This window comes from Pseudomonas sp. ArH3a, assembly GCF_022648765.1.
In the GTDB taxonomy this organism is placed as follows: domain Bacteria; phylum Pseudomonadota; class Gammaproteobacteria; order Pseudomonadales; family Pseudomonadaceae; genus Aquipseudomonas.
The window spans coordinates 4,498,271-4,515,021 of sequence record NZ_CP080330.1 but is presented as its reverse complement, the minus strand read 5'-3'; the positions used below and the strand labels follow the sequence as shown (position 1 = coordinate 4,515,021).

Genomic DNA, 16,751 nt, shown 5'->3' with positions numbered 1-16,751 from the left:
CCAGCTCCCACAGGGGATCTTCATTGCCTATGGAATAGTGACCATGAACGCAGCCTTCAACTTCACCCACCAGCGCATCCTCGTCACCGGCGCGAGCAGTGGCATCGGCCACCAAATCGCCCTGCAACTGATCGCCAGCGGCGCCGAGGTCTTTGCCCTCGGCCGTGACGCCAAGGCCTTGGCCAAACTGGGCTGCAACACGGTCTGTGTGGACATCGCCGACAGCGCCGCGCTCGACAAAGCCCTGCATGACCTGCCGCCACTGCACGGCCTGGTCAACTGCGCCGGCATCTCGCGCTTGGAACCCGCCGCGGCGATCAGCGCTGATGCTTTCGACCCGGTGATGCAGGTCAACGCCCGCGCCGCCGCCCAGGTCGCCAGTCGGGTGGCGGCCAAGATGATCGAAGCGAAAGTCGCCGGCAGCATCGTCAATGTCTCCAGCCAAGCCTCATTGGTCGCGCTGGACGATCACCTCGCCTACTGCGCCTCCAAAGCCGCACTGGACGCGATCACCCGCGTGCAATGCGCCGAATGGGGCCGTTTCGGTATACGCGTCAACAGCGTTAACCCCACCGTCACGCTCACACCCATGGCGACCATGGCCTGGTCCGACCCGGCCAAGCGCGACCCAGCGCTGGCGGCCATTCCGTTGGGGCGTTTCGCTGAAACCGTGGAAGTCGCACTGCCGGTGCTATTCCTGCTCAGCGACGCCGCGAGCATGATCAGCGGCGTAAGCCTGCCGATTGATGGCGGCTACACCAGCCGCTAGCCGTTTTCCAAAACGCCTGTGATCACCACTTTGTCCCGTGGTTTGTACGGATCTTCCAGGCGATCAAGCAGCAGGCGTACCGCGCTGCTGCCGGCCAAGGAGGCGTCGTGGGCCACGCAGGCGATGGGCACACCGAAGATATCGGCGAAGGGCAGGCGGTCAATGCCGCAGATGGTCAGGCTGTCGTGGGGGATGTTGTGCATGCGCAAGGCGCGCAACGCGCCGAGGGTGATCAACTGGTTGAAGCCCATGATCGCGTCCGGCGCCGTGTGTTCGGCCAGGTAGTCGAGGGTGTGCAGGTACGACGGCATCAGCGTGTAGTCGCCGGCCTGCACTTCAACCTGAATATGCGGATGGTCGGCGAGCACTTCGCGCAGGCCCTTGAGGCGCTCCACAGTGATACGCGAATGCGCGGGCCCGGTCAGCACCAGCAGGCGCTTGAGCTCGGGTGTCTGGCGCAGCAGGTAGTGCGCGGCCTGGATGCCGCTGTGGTAGTTGTCGAGCACCACACGGCTGAACGGGCTGTCGTGAATCGTACGGTCGAGCAGCACCACCGGGGTTTTGCCGTTGCCCAGGCGCTCCAGGTAATCAGGCTGGTAGCTCGGCTCATCGGAGACCGGCGACAAGATGATCCCCGCCACGCGGTAGCCCAGCAGGGTGTCGACGGCTTTGCTTTCCAGTTCTTCGAGCTCGTCGGTGTCCACCAGCATGATGGTGTAGCCGTGCTGTTTGGCCTCGCGGGAAATCGCCTTGATCATTTCGCTGTAGAACGGGTTGTCCACCGACGCCGTGATCACGCCGATGATCAGGCTTTCACTGCGCTTGAGCCCACGGGCAAAGGCGTTCGGCACGTAATCCAGCTCCCGCGCGACTTCGAGAATGCGCGCCAGGGTGGCGGGTTTGACCAGGTCGGGCTTGCTCAGCGCGCGGGACACCGTGATGGTGGTCATGCCGACCCGTTTGGCGATGTCGCTGATGGTGACGGACTTTTTCTTGTTCATCGCTAAGGCTGCAAAAGGAAACATCCGCAGGCTAGCATGCGCGCAGGTGTAGGGTGATTCAAATCAGCGGGTCCCAGCGTTGTGACCAGTCACTTTCGGCTTTGACCACATCGCGCAGCAACGCCAGTGCCTGTTGCAACACCGCCGAATCCCGCGCCCGTGAGTACACCAGGTAAGTCGGGAAACTGAACTCCGGCGCCTTCGGCACGCGCTGCATCACGCCGCTGTCCAGGTAGCTTTGCACCACGCGCGTGCGGAAATAACCGGCGCCGCCGTTTTCCAGGATGTACTGCAAGGCTAGCGGCCCGAGGTTGAAACTCAGCGCGGCGCGGGCCTTGTCGGGTAGGGCGGCGTCATGCTGCTGGCGAAACCCTGGGCCCCAGTCGATGTAGACGTACGGGTCGGGTTTGCTCACCAACTGCACCAGGATCAGTTTTTCTTCCAGCACCTGCTCTACCTGCAACCCTGGCCAGTATTGGGGTTGGAACACTAGGGCGGCGTCGAGCACGCCCAGTTCCAGTTGGCGCAGCAGGTATTCGCCTTCGCGTACTTCGGTACGCAAGGCGTGCCCCGGGATATGTTCGCGCAGGGCTTGGGCCCAGCCGAGCATCAGTGGGTTGCACAGGCTGACCTCACCGCCGATATGCAGCACATTGCGGTAGCCGTCGGGCAGCGGTAGGTCACGTTTTGCGGCTTCCCAGGTTTGCAGCAGCTGGTTGGCGTAGACCACAAAGGCCTCGCCGTCGGCGGTCAGGCGTGCACCGGCGCGGTTGCGGATGAACAGCGTGCTGTTGAGCTGGCTTTCGAGGTTTTTCACGCGTGCGGTGATGGCGGTCTGGGTGACGTGCAGTTTCTCGGCCGCTGCGGCCAGGCTGCCGCAGCGGGTTATTTCGAGGAAGGTGCGTGCCAGTTCGATGTCCATGAAGCCCCCGGGGATGAATGGGGGGCATTGTAGTGGAATGTGTTCAACGCTGTGGGAGGTGGGTTGCCTGTGATGGTGCTTCTTTAGGCGGATTGAGTACATATCCGTTGCTGCGGTAACGGCGGCTATTGGTTCCGCCCTTACGGCGGGTCACTTTTGGAAAAGAGCCCCAAAAGTAACCAAAAGGGCTCTTGCCCCACCACTCGGTGCCTCGCCTAGGCTCGGCATGCCCTCACTCCGGCTTGAATCCGTGGGCCGCCGCCATGGGCCATCCTTGGCCCATCGCGGCTAACCCGGCGTCCTGCCGGGTTACCCACGGATTCAAGCCTGCGTTCGGCCATCGTGGTTTAACGGGGCGCCTAAGATCAAAAGCAAGAGCACGGCGGCCTAGTAGCCGACCTGAGTGGTTGAAGCAAAAGCAGGGCAAAAACAGAGCAGAGCAGAAGCAGAGCACCACCCTATCTAGCTGATGTAATGAGATCCCAATGTGGGGGCGGGCTTGCTCGCGAAGGCGGTGGGTCAGTCAGCTCATATGTAACTGCCCCACCGCCTTCGCGAGCAAGCCCGCTCCCACAATTTTGACCGAGTTTAGCTGCCAGCACCGTGGCACTCTGTTTTTCTGTGGGAGCTGGCTTGCCTGCGATGCAGACACCTCGGTGTATCAGGCATAGCCAGTTGATGCCATCGCAGGCAAGCCAGCTCCCACATTAGATTGAGTTCAGTTTCAAATATCAGGTCGGCTGTCAGGCCGCCTCGGCAGTGCTTTTGATTTAACCTCTCAGGTCGGCTACTAGGCCGCCGTGCTCTTGCTTTTGATCTTGATCTTGATCTTAGGCGCCCCGTTAAACCACGCTGGCCGAACGCAGGCTTTGGAGCGTGGGTAAACCGGCAGGACGCCGGTTTAGCCGCGATGGGCCAAGGATGGCCCATGGCGGCGGCCCACGGTCCAAAGCCTGCGTGAGGGCACACCGAGCCTAGGCGAGGTGCCGAGTGGTGGGGCAAGAGCCCTTTTGGTTACTTTTGGGGCTCTTTTCCAAAAGTGACCCGCCGTAAGGGCGGAACCCTACGAAGCCGTTACCGCAGCAACGGATATGTACTCAATCTACCCAAAAATTCAGCTAAAGATTACCTGACCGTCACTGAAAACCGACGGACCAGCTTTGCGTCGTCTGGTCTTCATGACGCTGCTCCAGGTCATGTTCATACGTGCAGCGTGGGCCCTTGCAGTTGTACTCGAATGTCACCGGCGGCTGGGTCGTAACCGGGAACAACGATTTGGCCGTCGCCGGTGCAGCCTGTGGCGCAGCCTCGGTGGCAGGGGCTTCGTAGGTCAGGTCCAGCGCTGTGGCGTGGGCCATGGCCGGCAGGATGGCGAGCACTGCACTCGCCAGAACGGTCCTAGTGAATAGCATCAGAAACAATCCGCGCAACAAAATTGAAGCGCGAATTATAAGCCAGATCCAACCACAGATGCACAGCGCAACCCGCGGTCGAAAGCCACAGTTCAGAGCACGCACGGTGCTTCAAGGTGGTCGGCGGGGAACGCCTTTGCATAGGCCTGGCACACCCGCAGCACCTGTTCATCCGCAAACCGCGCGGCCACCACATGCAGGCCCACCGGCAAGCCATTCGCCGCCAGCCCGCACGGCACCGACGCCGCCGGTTGCTGGGTGAGGTTGAAGGGATAGGTAAACGGCGTCCATTGCATCCACTCAGTCATACCCGAACCCGGCGGCACGTTGTGCCCAGCCTCGAACGCGGTGATCGGCATCATCGGCGAAACCAGCACATCGTAATGCTCGTGGAACGCGGCCATCCGCGCGACCAGTGCAGCACGCGCTTCGAGGGCGTCGTTAAAGTCGCCCAGGCTCAGGTGCTCGCCGCGTTGTGCAATGCGCAGCAGGCCCGGGTCCAGCAGCTGTTTTTGCGCCTCGCTCATCGTGCTGGTCAGGCGTGCGGCGCCGGCGGCCCATAAGGTACTGAACACCTGCAGAGGGTCACTGAACCCCGGGTCGATCTGCTCGACATGTGCGCCCAGTTGCACCAAACCGTCAACCGCTTGGGCGACGACTTTGGCCACTTGCGGATCGACATCCACATAACCGAATGTGGGGCTGTAGGCCACACGCAAGCCTTTCAAATCTGTACCTGGGGTGAGCCATGGCGTGGTCCGTGGCGCGCCGATCAGGCCATCGCGCGCATCCGGCTGCGCGACGGTTTGCAGCATCAGCACGGTGTCTTCCACCGTGCGGGTCATCGGCCCCAGGTGCGACAGAATGGTCATGGAACTGGCTGGCCATTGCGGCACATAGCCGAAGGTCGGCTTGATGCCGAAAGTGCCGGTAAACGCACACGGAATCCGAATCGAGCCGCCGGCATCGCTGCCCTGGTGCAGCACGCCCAGGTTCAACGCCGCCGCCGCCCCCGCGCCACCGGATGAGCCACCCGCCGTGGTGCGCGTGTCCCACGGGTTGCGGGTGATGCCGTACAGCGGGTTGTCGGTGACGCCTTTCCAGCCGAATTCCGGGGTGGTGGTCTTGCCCAGCAACACCGCGCCGGCCTTGCGCATCAAGGCTGAGAAGGGCGCATCCACGTTCCACGGCCCGTCGGCGGATGATGTGCGCGAGCCCTTGCGGGTGGGCATGCCGAGCGTCAACGTCAGGTCTTTGATGGATGCAGGCACACCGTCCAGCGCGCCGCAGGGTTGACCCTTGAGCCAGCGTTGCTCCGAGGCGCGCGCAGCGTTCAATGCGCCTTCCGGATCGACATGGCAGTAGGCGTTCACCACCGGGTTGTAGCGCTCGATACGCAGCAAAGCGTCTTCGGTGACCTCCACCGGCGACAGGCTCTTGTCACGAAAATGCTGCAGCAGTTGCACCGCTGTCAGTTGCCCCATCTCACTCATGCCAGCTCCCCCTGTGCCGCGTTGACCATGGCGCGCAGCAACACCGCGCAGCCTGCCGCCAGGTCATCCGGCGCAGCGTTTTCGATTTCGTTGTGGCTGATGCCGCCTTCGCACGGCACAAAAATCATCCCGGCCGGGCCGAGTTCGGCGACGAAAATCGCGTCATGCCCGGCGCCGCTGACGATGTCCATATGGCTCAAGCCCAAAGCTGCTGCGCCATCGCGCACCGCGTTGACGCAGGCCGGGTTGAAGTCCAGCGGCGGGAAGTCGGCGGTGGGCGTCAGTTCAAACGTCAACCCATGCCGGGCAGCGGTGGCTTCGATCACGCCGCGCACTTCATCGACCATGGCCTGCAGCTTGTCGGCATGCAGGTGACGCAGGTCGAGGGTCATGTGCACCTGGCCGGGAATCACGTTGCGTGAACCGGGGTGCAGGCTCAGGCAGCCAACGGTGCCGCAAGCGTGCGGTTGTTGCTGATGGGCGATACGGTTCACCGCGCTGACCACCTCGGCGGCGCCGACCAGCGCGTCCTTGCGCAGGTGCATGGGCGTGGGGCCGGCGTGGGCTTCGACGCCGGTGAGGGTCAGGTCGAACCACTTCTGGCCCAGGCAACCCATGACCACGCCGATGGTGGTGGCCTGGTCTTCCAACACCGGGCCTTGCTCGATGTGTGCCTCGAAATATGCGCCCACCGCGTGGCCGAGCACCGCGCGCGAACCGGCATAGCCGATGCGCTGCAGTTCGGCTCCCACCGACAGGCCTTGCTCGTCGAGTTTGTCGAGGGTGTCCTGCAAGTCGAACTGACCGGCAAAGACCCCGGAGCCCATCATGCACGGCGGGAAGCGCGAGCCTTCTTCGTTGGTCCACACCACCACTTCAATCGGCGCTTGGGTCTCAATGCCGAGGTCATTCAAGGTGCGGATCACTTCCAGCCCGGCCATCACCCCGTAGCAGCCGTCAAACTTGCCGCCGGTGGGTTGGGTGTCGATATGGCTGCCGGTCATCACCGGGGGCAGGGCGGGATTACGACCTGCGCGACGGGCGAAAATATTGCCGATGGCGTCGACACTCACGCTGCACCCGGCCGCCTCGCACCACTGTACAAACAGGTCGCGGGCCTGGCGGTCCAGATCGGTGAGCGCCAGACGGCACACGCCGCCTTTGACGGTAGCGCCGAGTTGGGCCAGGTCCATCAGCGATTGCCACAGGCGGTCGCGGTTGATCAGCGGGGCGTTGCTCTGGAGCGGTTGCGCAAAACTATTCATGGGCAGTCTCCGGTCAGGCGCTCAGCGCCAAGTAGCGGTTCTTGATCGTCGGGTCGGCGCGGAACGCAGCAGCACTGCCCTCGTAGACCACGCGGCCTTGTTCGAGTACGTAATGGCGGTCGGCGAGCTTGTCGCAGACCATCAGGTTCTGTTCCACCAGCAGCACCGGCAGGCCGTCGTCCTTGACCTTGCGCAGGATCTTCACCAGCTCGTCGACGATCACCGGCGCCAGGCCTTCGGTGGGCTCATCGAGGATCAGCAGCTTGGGGTCGTTGAGCAGCGCGCGGGCGATGGCGAGCATCTGTTGCTCGCCGCCGGAGAGGGCGTGGCCGGCGTTTTTGCGCCGCTCCTTGAGGCGCGGGAACATGCCGTACACATCTTCCAGCTGCCAGCGGCTGGTCTTACGCACGGCGATGCGCAGGTTTTCTTCGACGGTGAGCAGGCGGAAGATCCCGCGATTTTCCGGCACCAGCGCCAAACCCCGGCGGGCGATTTCAAAGATCTTTTGCCCCACCAGCGCCTGGCCGTTGAAATGAATCTGGCCCTGGCGCGGGCAGATAATCCCGAGGATGCTGCGCAGTGTGGTGGTCTTGCCGGCGCCATTACGCCCCAGCAACGTCACCAGCTCGCCGGGGTTGACGGTCAGCGACACGCCTTCCAGCACATGGCTCTTGTCGTAGTAGGAATGGATGTTTTCGACGATCAGCATCAGGCAGCCTCCCCAAGGTATGCAGTGCGCACGCGCTCATCGGCGCGCACAAATTGCGGCGTGCCTTCCACCAGGATCTGGCCGTGGCTCATCACGGTGATGCGTTGGCTGATGGACATGACGATGCTCATGTTGTGTTCGATCAACAGCACCGTGTGGTCGCGGCCCAGGTCGCTGATCAGTTGGGTCATGATCGGGATGTCATCGATGCCCATGCCCGAGGTGGGCTCGTCGAGCATCAACAGTTTGGGCTTGGAGCAGATCGACATGCCCACCTCCAGCACGCGTTGCTGGCCGTGGGACAACTCGCCAGCCAGGGTGTCGGCGCGGGCGGTGAGCTGCAGGCGCTCCAGTACCTGGTCGGCCATCTCCAGGTGTTCGCGTTTGCTGTCGACCCGGCGCCAGAAATTCAGGGCGCGCGCACCGTCGCGGCCTTGGGCGGCCAGGCGCAGGTTCTCGCGCACGCTGAGGTTCTGGAACAGGCTGGTGAGCTGGAACGAGCGCGCCATGCCCAGGCCGACGCGGGCGTGAGCCGGTTTGCGCATCAGGTTCTTGCCGTCGAAATGAATCGCCCCGGCGGTGGCCTGGCGTTCGCCGGTGAGGCAGTGGAACAGGCTGGTCTTGCCCGCGCCGTTGGGGCCGATGATGGTGTGGATGGTGCCGGCTTCGACCTTGAGGTTGACGCCGTTCACCGCATGGAACGCGCCGTAGGCCAGCGCCAGGTTTTTGGTTTCCAATAGGATGCTCATAGCCCTTGCTCCTTGGCGACAACGGCGGTTTTGCGACTGCCACGTACGCGTTCGAACAGCGACGACAACCCGCCCCACAAGCCACCGCGCATGAAGATCACCACCAGGATCAGGATCACCCCCAACAGCATCAGCCAGCGCGGCCACAGGTCGGAGAGGAAATCCCCCAGCAGCACGATGGAACCGGCGCCCAGCAAGGAGCCGAACAGCGAGCCGGTGCCGCCGACGATGGTCATGATCAGGATGTTTTCGGACATCGCCAGGTCGATATTCGACAGCGGCACAAAGTGCAGCAGCATCGCGTACAACGCCCCGGCAATCCCGGTGACCGCGCCGGACAGCACGAACACCAGGATCTTGAAGTGTCGCGTGTCGTAGCCGATCGCCGAGGCGCGGGTTTCGTTTTCGCGGATCGCCATCAAGGTGCTGCCGAACGGCGAGGCGATCACCCGGCGCGCGCCGATAAAGATCAGCAGGAACAGCACCGCGACAAAGCCGTAGAACGCGCGGGCGTCGGCCAACGACAGCAGCACGGTTTCACCGATGCGGATTTCCGGGCGCGGCACGCTGAGCAGGCCGTTGTCACCGCCGGTCCAGTCGCTCAAGGTGTAGGCGACGAAGTAGGCCATCTGGCTGAACGCCAGGGTCAGCATCACGAAGTAAATGCCGGTGCGCCGAATCGCCAGGGCGCCCACCAGCAACGCCAGGAACCCACCGGCCACGGCGGCGCCGAGCAGGGCGGTGAACAGGCCCAGTTGCAGGTGGATCATCAGCAGCGCTGCGCAGTAGGCGCCGGCACCGAAGAAGATGCCTTGGCCGAAAGACAACAGGCCGGTGTAGCCCAGCAACAGGTTGCAGGCCAGGGCGGCCATGGCGAAGATCAGGATTTCGGTGGCCAAGGTTGCCGAGGGCAAGATCAACGGCAAGCCGATCAGCACCGCCAGCACCCACAGCAACATGGCTTTGGACTGGGTTTTAGCAAAGGGCAGGGGTTTTTTTTCGCTCATGTCAGGCTCTCCCAAACAGGCCGTAAGGGCGTACCAGAATCACCACGGCCATTGCGCCGTAGATCATCAGGCTCGCGCCTTGGGGCCAGAGTGTGGTCATCAGGCTTTGCACCACGCCCACCAGTAAACCGCCGACCAGCGCGCCGCTGAACGAACCCATGCCGCCGATTACCACCACCACGAAGGCCACGCCGAGAATCTCCGGGCCGACGAAGGGTTGCGCACCGCGCAAGGGCGCAAACAGCACACCGGCAACGCCGGCCAGGGCCACGCCGAGGGCGAAGGTCATGGAGAACAGGCGCAAGATATTGGTGCCCAGCAGCGACACGGTTTCAGTGCTTTCACTGCCGGCCCGCACCAGGGCGCCAAAGCGCGTGCGTTCCAGCAGCAGCCACAGGCCCAGGCCGACCAGCCCGGAGAACACAATGAGGAACAGGCGGTAGTAGGGGTAGACGAAGTCGCCGACCACTAGCACGCCGCGCAGCAGTTCCGGCACGGCGACGCTTTTACCGACCGGGCCCCAGATCATCACGCTGGCTTCCTGGATGATCAGTGCGATCCCCAGGGTCACCAGGATCTGGAACATGTGCGGCAGGTGGTAAATTCGCTGGATCAACACGCGCTCGATCACCCACGCCAGTGCGGCCACCACCAGCGGCGCGATCAGCAGCGCCAGCCAGAAGTTGCCGGTGAGGCTTACGGCGGTGTAGCAGATGTAGGCGCCCAGCAGGAAGAACGCGCCGTGGGCGAAGTTGACGAAGTTGAGCAGGCCGAAAATGATCGTCAGCCCGACGGCGATCAGGAAGTAGATCATCCCCAAGCCAAGGCCGTTGAGAATCTGGAACAGGTAAAGATTAAGCATGCAGGAACCCTCAGCAGGACGCTGCTCGCGCAGCCCTGCGGTGCACTGTTTCAGGGGATCAGGCGAGCGTGCAGCCCGTCGCCTCGACCGGCGGGAACGACTGGCCGGCGCTGAGCACTTTGGCCAGGTCGTCCTTGTCGGCCATGTCGCCGGCGGCTTTGCCGATCATCAGGTAGTAATCCTTGATCACCTGGTGGTCGCCGGCACGGATTGATTCCTTGCCGGTCGGGCCGTCGAAGCTCAGGCCTTGCATGGCCTTGGCCACGGTCGGGCCATCAACGCTGCCGGTGGCGATGATGGTGTCGAGCATGACCTTGGTGCTGATGTAGTCAGCAGCCAGCGGGTAGGTAGGGTTGATGCCATATTTGGCCTGGGTCAGCTTGACCAGTTCGCGGTTGAGCGGGCTGTCGACCTGGTGCCAGTACTGCGCGCCGAGGTACACGCCTTCGAGCACGTCGCTGCCCAGCTCCTGGAACTGGTCGAGGCCGGCAGACCACACCAGCAGCACTTTCATGCGCTCCTTGATGCCGAAGTTCACTGCCTGGCGCAGGGTGTTGGACGACTGGCTGCCGAAGTTGAGCAGCACCAGCACGTCAGGCTTGGCGGCGATGGCGTTGGTCAGGTAACCGGAGAACTCCTGCTCTTGCAACGAGTGGTAGCTGTTGCCGACGTGCTCCAGGCCGCTTTCCTTGAGCACGGTCTTGGCGCCTTCGAGCAAGGCCTCGCCGAACACGTATTGCGGGGTGATGGTGTACCAGCGCTTGGCGTCCGGCAGCAGCTTGATCAGCGGCACGATGGTTTCGCGAATCGCGCCGTAGGTGGGCACCGACCAGCGAAACGTCGCGCTGTTGCAGTCCTTACCGGTGACTTCATCGGCACCCACCGGGGTCATGAACACGCCGCCGACCTTGCTGACTTCCTTGGCCACCGCCAATGCCGATGACGACAGCGTGCAACCCTGGAAGAACCGCGCGCCGTCCTGCTGGATGGCCTCCTGCACCTTGCGCACCGCCCTGCCGGCGTTGCCTTCGGTGTCGATGACTTTGTAGTTCAGCGCCCGCCCGAGAATCTGCGGGTGTTGTTCCACCGCCAGGCGCGAACCCATGTCGGCAAACTTGCCATAGCTGGCAAAGGCGCCGGACATGGACTTGAGGCCGTAAAAGGTAAAGGGCTCGGCGGCGAATGCAGAGCGCACACTCAGCGGAAGGCTGAGCGCGGCGGCGGCGGTGAGACTGGCTTTCAACAACGTACGACGCTGCATGGGGTGACTCCCTGGTTTAGTTATTGGCAGGAGCGGCAATGGCGATACGGTGGAGCAGGGCCTGTGGGCAGGCCTTTTATTGGATAAGGCGATTTATTGGGCGACTCGGTCAAATGTGGGAGCTGGCTTGCCAGCTCCCACATTGATTGGGTTTGCACAGGTGGATCTGTGGTGTTCTTAAGAGTGATCAAACTCCAGCAAAAAGTGCGGGCTGACCTCGCCTTCCAGCGCAGTCATGTGGTGTTCGGCATCGCACATGTGTTCGTGCATCAAGCTGCGCACCGCGCATTCATCACCCGCGCGAAAGGCGCTCAGCAACTGCTTGTGGTAGTCGAGGTTGGCCGCGTCGAACTGCTTGCGCTTGGGTTTGTAAGCTTTTTTCAGCACCACCAGATCGCGCAGCAAGTCGTTGAGAAACTGCGCCATGAAACTCAGCAGCGGGTTGGGGCAGGCCTTGGCCAGCAGGTTGTGGAACTCCAACTCTGCCAGGCGTTGTTCGCGCTGGCCGGCTTCGCTGTCTTCCGGCGCGCTGCAAAAATCCACGTTGTCTTGCAGGGCCTGGTAATCCTCTTCGCTCAGGCGCCCGAGCACCGACACCGCCAGTTCCACTTCGATGACCTTGCGCAGCTGGTACACCTGCTCGCCATCCAGATGTTGGAAGTGCAGGTAGTTACGCAACGCGCGGCTGGCGGGCTCGGTGCCGGCCTGGTTCAAGTAAGCCCCGCCACTGGGGCCGGTGCGCGTGCTCACCAAACCTTCCACTTCCAGGGCCTTGAGCGCCTCACGGGCTGAGCCTTTGGAGCACTGGAAGCTTTCCATCAGCTCGCGCTCCGTGGGCAGGCGATCGCCGGGTTTCAAGGCGTCGGTGACGATCGAGCGCTTGACCGACTCCACAATCACATCGGAGAGCTTCTGGCGTTTGCGGCGCAAAGGGCGGCTGAGCATGGTGGTCTATTGATCCTATTAATGCGGATTAATAGCACTTAATAACGATTGGGCGAGAGCGTCAACGCAGGGTGTCGTTTTCGGCATTAAGAGGTCGTAAACGCGGTGACTATTCCCAGCTGCCGAGGTCGAGGCAGCGTGTGGAGGCGGGTGGCTGTTTGCCGGACACCAGGAAATCGCCCACCCAGCGGTTGACGCACCCGGCGGTGGCGGTGCCGGGCTTAGTCGAGTCCTTGAGCAGCAATTGCTCGACGCCGGTGGGCGGTGGCTCAGCTCGCCCGGCGTTGACCAAGACCATGCGTGCGACGCGCTCGGGAAACAACGCCGTATAGCGGCTGCCGAGCCGGGTGGCATCGGCGTTGCCGAGGTAGTTGAGCTGCGCCTCGCCCAGTTGTGCGCGTACAAATTCCATATCTCGCGCAGCTTGCTCGACTCCGGATTCCTCGCTCAGGTCGCGGGCGCTCAGTTCAATCACGTCATAACGGTTGGTCAAGGTGCGATAGGCCTGGGTGGCGTAGGACTCCCAGCGGCTGACCAAATGGATGGCAAAGGTAACGCCTTGGCCTTTTTGCGGCTCGCCGGCCTGGATGAACACCACGCCTTCGCGGTTGAGCGGGTGCCGGGCGCCGACACGGGTCAGGGCCAGGCGCACGTTGCCGCGCTTGGGCGCGGCATAGTCGCGGGGCACGCTCACGCTGCCGCATTGGGTGCGATCCAGCACCTCGGGGTCCGGTTGGTGAAAGGCGGGGAAGGGGCAATCCAACAGCCAGTCAATCGCGGTGGGCGCGATCAGGGGCTCGGCAAACCCCCGGCCTGCGATCAGCCAGAGGCAGAGGCACGCCAGGCTTTTTACAAAAACGCTGGGTTTCATCTAGAGGTACCGGGCAGACGTCTGAGGACGGCTTTTTACCAAGTACCAGGGGTAGACGAATGTAGGTTTATTAAACGGTTTGTGTAGGAAATCGGAGTTTTGTTATCGGGTGTCGGCGTTCCAGCCGCCGCCTAATGCTTTGTACAGCGCAATGCTGGCTTGCAGGCGTGACAGCCGCAGTTGCACGTTCAAGTCCTGGGCCGCGTACAGCGTGCGTTGGGTTTCCAGCACAGTCAGCAAATCTTCGGCACCCGCCTGGTAGCGGCTTTCGGCGATCTGGAAGGCGGTCTGGGCCTGCAGCAATTCTTCGGCTTGCCATTGGCGCTGCTCATCCAGGCGCGTGATGCTGCTGAGGGATTTCTCCACGTCGGCAAAGCCATTGATGATTGCGCCGCGATAGGTTTGCAGCAGCTCGTCCTGGCGCGCGCGAGCCTTGTCGCGTTCGGCGCTTAAACGGCCATTGTTGAAAATCGGCGCCACCAGGCCCGAGGTCAGGGTGTAGAACGGGCTGCGTAAAATGTCTGCGGCCTTGTCCGAACCTGAGCCCAGGGTCGCGCCCAAGGTCACTGTGGGCAGCATCGCCGCGCGTGCCACCGTGACGTCGGCACTGGCCGCGGCCAGCTGTGCTTCGGCCTGGGCCAGGTCAGGGCGACGGCTCAGCAGTTGGCTGGGCACGCCCGGGCCAATGGTCGGCCAAGTCAGCGCCTGGAACGGCTCGGTACCCAGGTTGAGGGCTTGCACGGGCTGGCCGAGCAGGGCGGCCAGCGTGATCTGCGATTCTTGCGCCACTTGCTGAATCAGCGGCAGTTGCCGTTGCTGGCTGGCCACCAGGCTTTTCTGTTGGGCCAGTTCCAGGGCAGTGGCGGAGCCGGCATCGAAGCGGGTTTGCACCAGGTCGAGCACATTGCGCGCGTTCGCCAGGTTCAACGCGGCGATCTGTAGTTGTTGGCGTGCAGCGAGGGTTTGCGCGTAGCGGTCGGCCACGTTGCTGAGCAGGGTTAGCTCTACCGTGGCCTGGTCGAATTCGCTGGCGCGCAGGGTTTGCACGGCGCTATCGCGGGCGGCGGCGCGGCCACCCCAGAAATCCACTTCATAGCTGGCCGTCAGATTGGCGCCGAAGCTGTCGACGGTCTTGTCGCTTTGCGTGGCATCCAATGTCGAGTTGCCGCTGCCGCGCAGCAGCTTTTGACGGCTGGCGGTGAGGTTGAAATTCACCTCGGGTAACAAGGGCGCGCCGGCAATCACGGCACTGGCCTGGGCCTGGCGCACCCGCGCCATGGCGGCGGCCACGTTATAGCTGTCACGCCGCGCCTGATCGATCAGGCGGTTGAGTTGCGGGCTGCCGAATTGTGTCCACCAGCGCTGGTTGGTCGCCTGGGCTGCCTCTCGCTCGGCGTATTGCCACGCAGCAGGCGGCGCAATGCCGCTGTCGACGGCAGGCGGGTTACCGGCGCAGGCGTTGAGCAACAGGCACAGGCTGAGCACCGACAAGCGCGGTGTGAGGGTTTGTTTATTCACTGGTCAACGCCTTAACCGGATCGAGCCGGGCAGCTTTACGGGCCGGCATAAAGCCGAATACGACACCGGTGACCAGCGCACAGCCAAATGCGCCCAATACCGCCACCAGGGAAAACTGCACGGCCACTTCGGCCAGCACCAGCACGCCGCCGACCAGCAGCGCCAATGCGACGCCGCACAGACCGCCGACCACCGAGAGCATTACCGCCTCGGTGAGAAACTGGCGCAGGATGTCGCGCTGACGCGCACCGGTGGCTATGCGAATGCCAATTTCGCGGGTGCGTTCACGCACGGTCATCAGCATGATATTCATCACGCCGATCCCGCCCACCAGTAGGGAAATTGCCGCAATCGAACCGAGCATCAACGACAGCGTGTTCGCCGTGCGCGCCTCGGCCTGGATCATCGCCGCACTGTTGGTCAACTGGTAGTCACGCTTGCCGTTGTGCAGTTTGAGCATCAACTGGTCGATAGCCTGTTCGGCCTCATGCACCTTGCGCGCATCGGCGGCGGCAATTACCACGTATTCAGGGTTATAGGTGCCGAACAGGCGCACGCTGGCGGCGGTGTAGGGGATGGCGACACGGTCGTCGCTGTCTTCACTGCCGGAGCTGGAGCCTTTTTCCGCCAGCACGCCAATGATCTGGAATGGCACGTTTTCGATCAAGATGTATTGGCCAAGCGGGCTGGCGACGTTCTTGAACAGTTTCTCGCGGATACGATGGCCGATCACCGCGACCGTAGCCCCGGCCCGTTCGTCGGCCGCAGTGAAGTAGCTGCCCTCAACCACCGGCCAGTTGAAAATCTCCGGGAAGTTGACGTCATTGCCGCCCACGTACGCCAGGTAGTCCAGGTTGCCGAAGCGCACCCCGGCGTAGCTACCGTTGACCGGCATGATGCGCTTGACCTGGGGCAGTTCCGCCAAGGCCGCGACGTCGTTGAGGGTTACGATACCCGGCGGCGTACGCGGGTTAGGCGATGAACCACTGAGGTAGATGATGTTGGAACCGAACGCGCCCATCTGCGCCATGACCTGGCGCTTGCTGCCTTCGCCCACCGCCAGCATCACCACCACCGACGCCACGCCGATGATGATCCCCAACAGCGTCAGCGCGGTGCGGAAGCGGTTGATCCACATCACCCGCCAGGCCGCTTGCACCGCGTCCAGCAGTTCGGCTTTCCAGGCGCCGTTGTGTTCGGCCCCGTCGGCCAGGCGCTGGCGCAGGTCCACGGCTTGCAGTGCGTCGCTGTTGGCCGTGACGGGCACGTGGGTGTCACTGCGCGCTGAGTCGCTGATGATCAGGCCATCGCTGATCTCGATGATGCGGTTGGCGTGCGCCGCGACTTCGCGGTCGTGGGTAATCAAAATGACCACGTGGCCCTGGCTTGCCAGTTCATCCAGCAGCAGCATCACCTCGGCGCCGCTGTGGCTGTCGAGGGCACCGGTGGGTTCGTCGGCGAGGATGATATGCCCGCCGTTCATCAGTGCGCGGGCAATCGAGACGCGCTGTTGCTGGCCACCGGAGAGCTGGTGTGGGCGGTTGTTGGTACGGTCAGCCAGGCCCAGGCGGGTGAGCAGGGCCTTGGCGCGGGCGTGGCGTTCGGCGGCGCTGATGCCGGCATAGATCGCCGGCATCTCGACGTTTTCCTGGGCCGAGCCCGACGGGATCAGGTGGTAACCCTGGAACACGAAACCAAAGGCTTCGCGGCGCAGCCAGGCCAGTGCGTCGCTGTCCAGGTGCGCGACGTTTTCCCCGGCGAACAGGTAGTCGCCCACGGTGGGGCGGTCGAGGCAGCCGAGGATATTCATCAGCGTGGATTTGCCGGAGCCCGAGGCGCCGACGATGGCGACGAACTCTCCGGCATGGATCGACAGGTCGATCCCGCGCAATACATCGACCTGCGGGCTGTCGCCGCCGCCGTAAGATTTGCAGATGTTCTTGAGTTCAATCAGCGGCGTGGTCAAA

General features: G+C 63.0%; 15 protein-coding genes. 1 reads left to right on the top strand and 14 read right to left on the bottom strand.

Going from position 1 to position 16,751, the window contains the following annotated elements:
• Positions 1–43: 43 nt before the first annotated feature.
• Entirely contained in the window at positions 44–769 is a 726-nt protein-coding gene (locus tag K0P33_RS20485; RefSeq protein ID WP_242150886.1) for an SDR family oxidoreductase, read from the top strand.
• Here the strand turns inward: K0P33_RS20485 and K0P33_RS20480 are convergent.
• The 14 genes from K0P33_RS20480 to K0P33_RS20415 form a co-directional block, all read right to left on the bottom strand.
• Entirely contained in the window at positions 766–1,770 is a 1,005-nt protein-coding gene (locus K0P33_RS20480; protein WP_094951550.1) for a LacI family DNA-binding transcriptional regulator, read from the bottom strand. The two genes, K0P33_RS20485 and K0P33_RS20480, sit on opposite strands and share 4 nt — an antisense overlap.
• A gap of 58 nt (positions 1,771–1,828) precedes the next feature.
• A complete protein-coding gene (locus K0P33_RS20475) occupies positions 1,829–2,692 on the bottom strand; it encodes a LysR family transcriptional regulator (RefSeq protein ID WP_242150883.1) in 864 nt (287 codons plus the stop codon).
• Positions 2,693–3,828: 1,136 nt separating this feature from the next.
• The gene (locus K0P33_RS20470; RefSeq protein ID WP_176462947.1) at positions 3,829–4,104 is read right to left on the bottom strand and encodes a hypothetical protein; all 276 of its coding nucleotides are present in this window, start codon (positions 4,102–4,104) and stop codon (positions 3,829–3,831) included.
• A 92-nt stretch (positions 4,105–4,196) separates the two neighbouring features.
• The gene (locus K0P33_RS20465) at positions 4,197–5,597 is read right to left on the bottom strand and encodes an amidase (protein WP_242150881.1); all 1,401 of its coding nucleotides are present in this window, start codon (positions 5,595–5,597) and stop codon (positions 4,197–4,199) included.
• The gene (locus tag K0P33_RS20460) at positions 5,594–6,862 is read right to left on the bottom strand and encodes a Zn-dependent hydrolase (protein WP_094951318.1); all 1,269 of its coding nucleotides are present in this window, start codon (positions 6,860–6,862) and stop codon (positions 5,594–5,596) included. The genes K0P33_RS20465 and K0P33_RS20460 overlap by 4 nt, the downstream gene beginning before the upstream one ends.
• Before the next feature lie 13 nt (positions 6,863–6,875).
• Positions 6,876–7,571 (bottom strand): ABC transporter ATP-binding protein, encoded by a 696-nt coding sequence (locus K0P33_RS20455; RefSeq protein ID WP_094951319.1) that lies wholly within the window; start codon positions 7,569–7,571, stop codon positions 6,876–6,878.
• On the bottom strand, positions 7,571–8,320 hold the full coding sequence (locus tag K0P33_RS20450) for an ABC transporter ATP-binding protein (protein WP_094951320.1): 750 nt from the start codon (positions 8,318–8,320) through the stop codon (positions 7,571–7,573). Before K0P33_RS20450 ends, K0P33_RS20455 begins: the two co-directional genes overlap by 1 nt.
• Positions 8,317–9,327: a branched-chain amino acid ABC transporter permease gene (locus K0P33_RS20445; protein WP_242150878.1), complete on the bottom strand. Its 1,011-nt coding sequence runs from the start codon at positions 9,325–9,327 to the stop codon at positions 8,317–8,319. Before K0P33_RS20445 ends, K0P33_RS20450 begins: the two co-directional genes overlap by 4 nt.
• Position 9,328: 1 nt before the next feature.
• Positions 9,329–10,189, bottom strand: a complete 861-nt coding sequence (locus tag K0P33_RS20440) for a branched-chain amino acid ABC transporter permease (RefSeq protein ID WP_094951322.1) — start codon at positions 10,187–10,189, stop codon at positions 9,329–9,331.
• A 58-nt stretch (positions 10,190–10,247) separates the two neighbouring features.
• Positions 10,248–11,450: an ABC transporter substrate-binding protein gene (locus tag K0P33_RS20435; protein ID WP_094951323.1), complete on the bottom strand. Its 1,203-nt coding sequence runs from the start codon at positions 11,448–11,450 to the stop codon at positions 10,248–10,250.
• A gap of 177 nt (positions 11,451–11,627) precedes the next feature.
• The gene (locus K0P33_RS20430; RefSeq protein ID WP_094951324.1) at positions 11,628–12,395 is read right to left on the bottom strand and encodes an FCD domain-containing protein; all 768 of its coding nucleotides are present in this window, start codon (positions 12,393–12,395) and stop codon (positions 11,628–11,630) included.
• 109 nt (positions 12,396–12,504) lie between these two features.
• Complete coding sequence (locus K0P33_RS20425; protein WP_094951325.1) at positions 12,505–13,266, bottom strand: alpha/beta fold hydrolase; 762 nt, start codon at positions 13,264–13,266, stop codon at positions 12,505–12,507.
• 102 nt (positions 13,267–13,368) lie between these two features.
• A complete protein-coding gene (locus K0P33_RS20420) occupies positions 13,369–14,784 on the bottom strand; it encodes an efflux transporter outer membrane subunit (RefSeq protein ID WP_094951326.1) in 1,416 nt (471 codons plus the stop codon).
• A complete protein-coding gene (locus K0P33_RS20415) occupies positions 14,777–16,750 on the bottom strand; it encodes a MacB family efflux pump subunit (protein ID WP_242150875.1) in 1,974 nt (657 codons plus the stop codon). The genes K0P33_RS20420 and K0P33_RS20415 overlap by 8 nt, the downstream gene beginning before the upstream one ends.
• Position 16,751 lies beyond the last annotated feature (1 nt).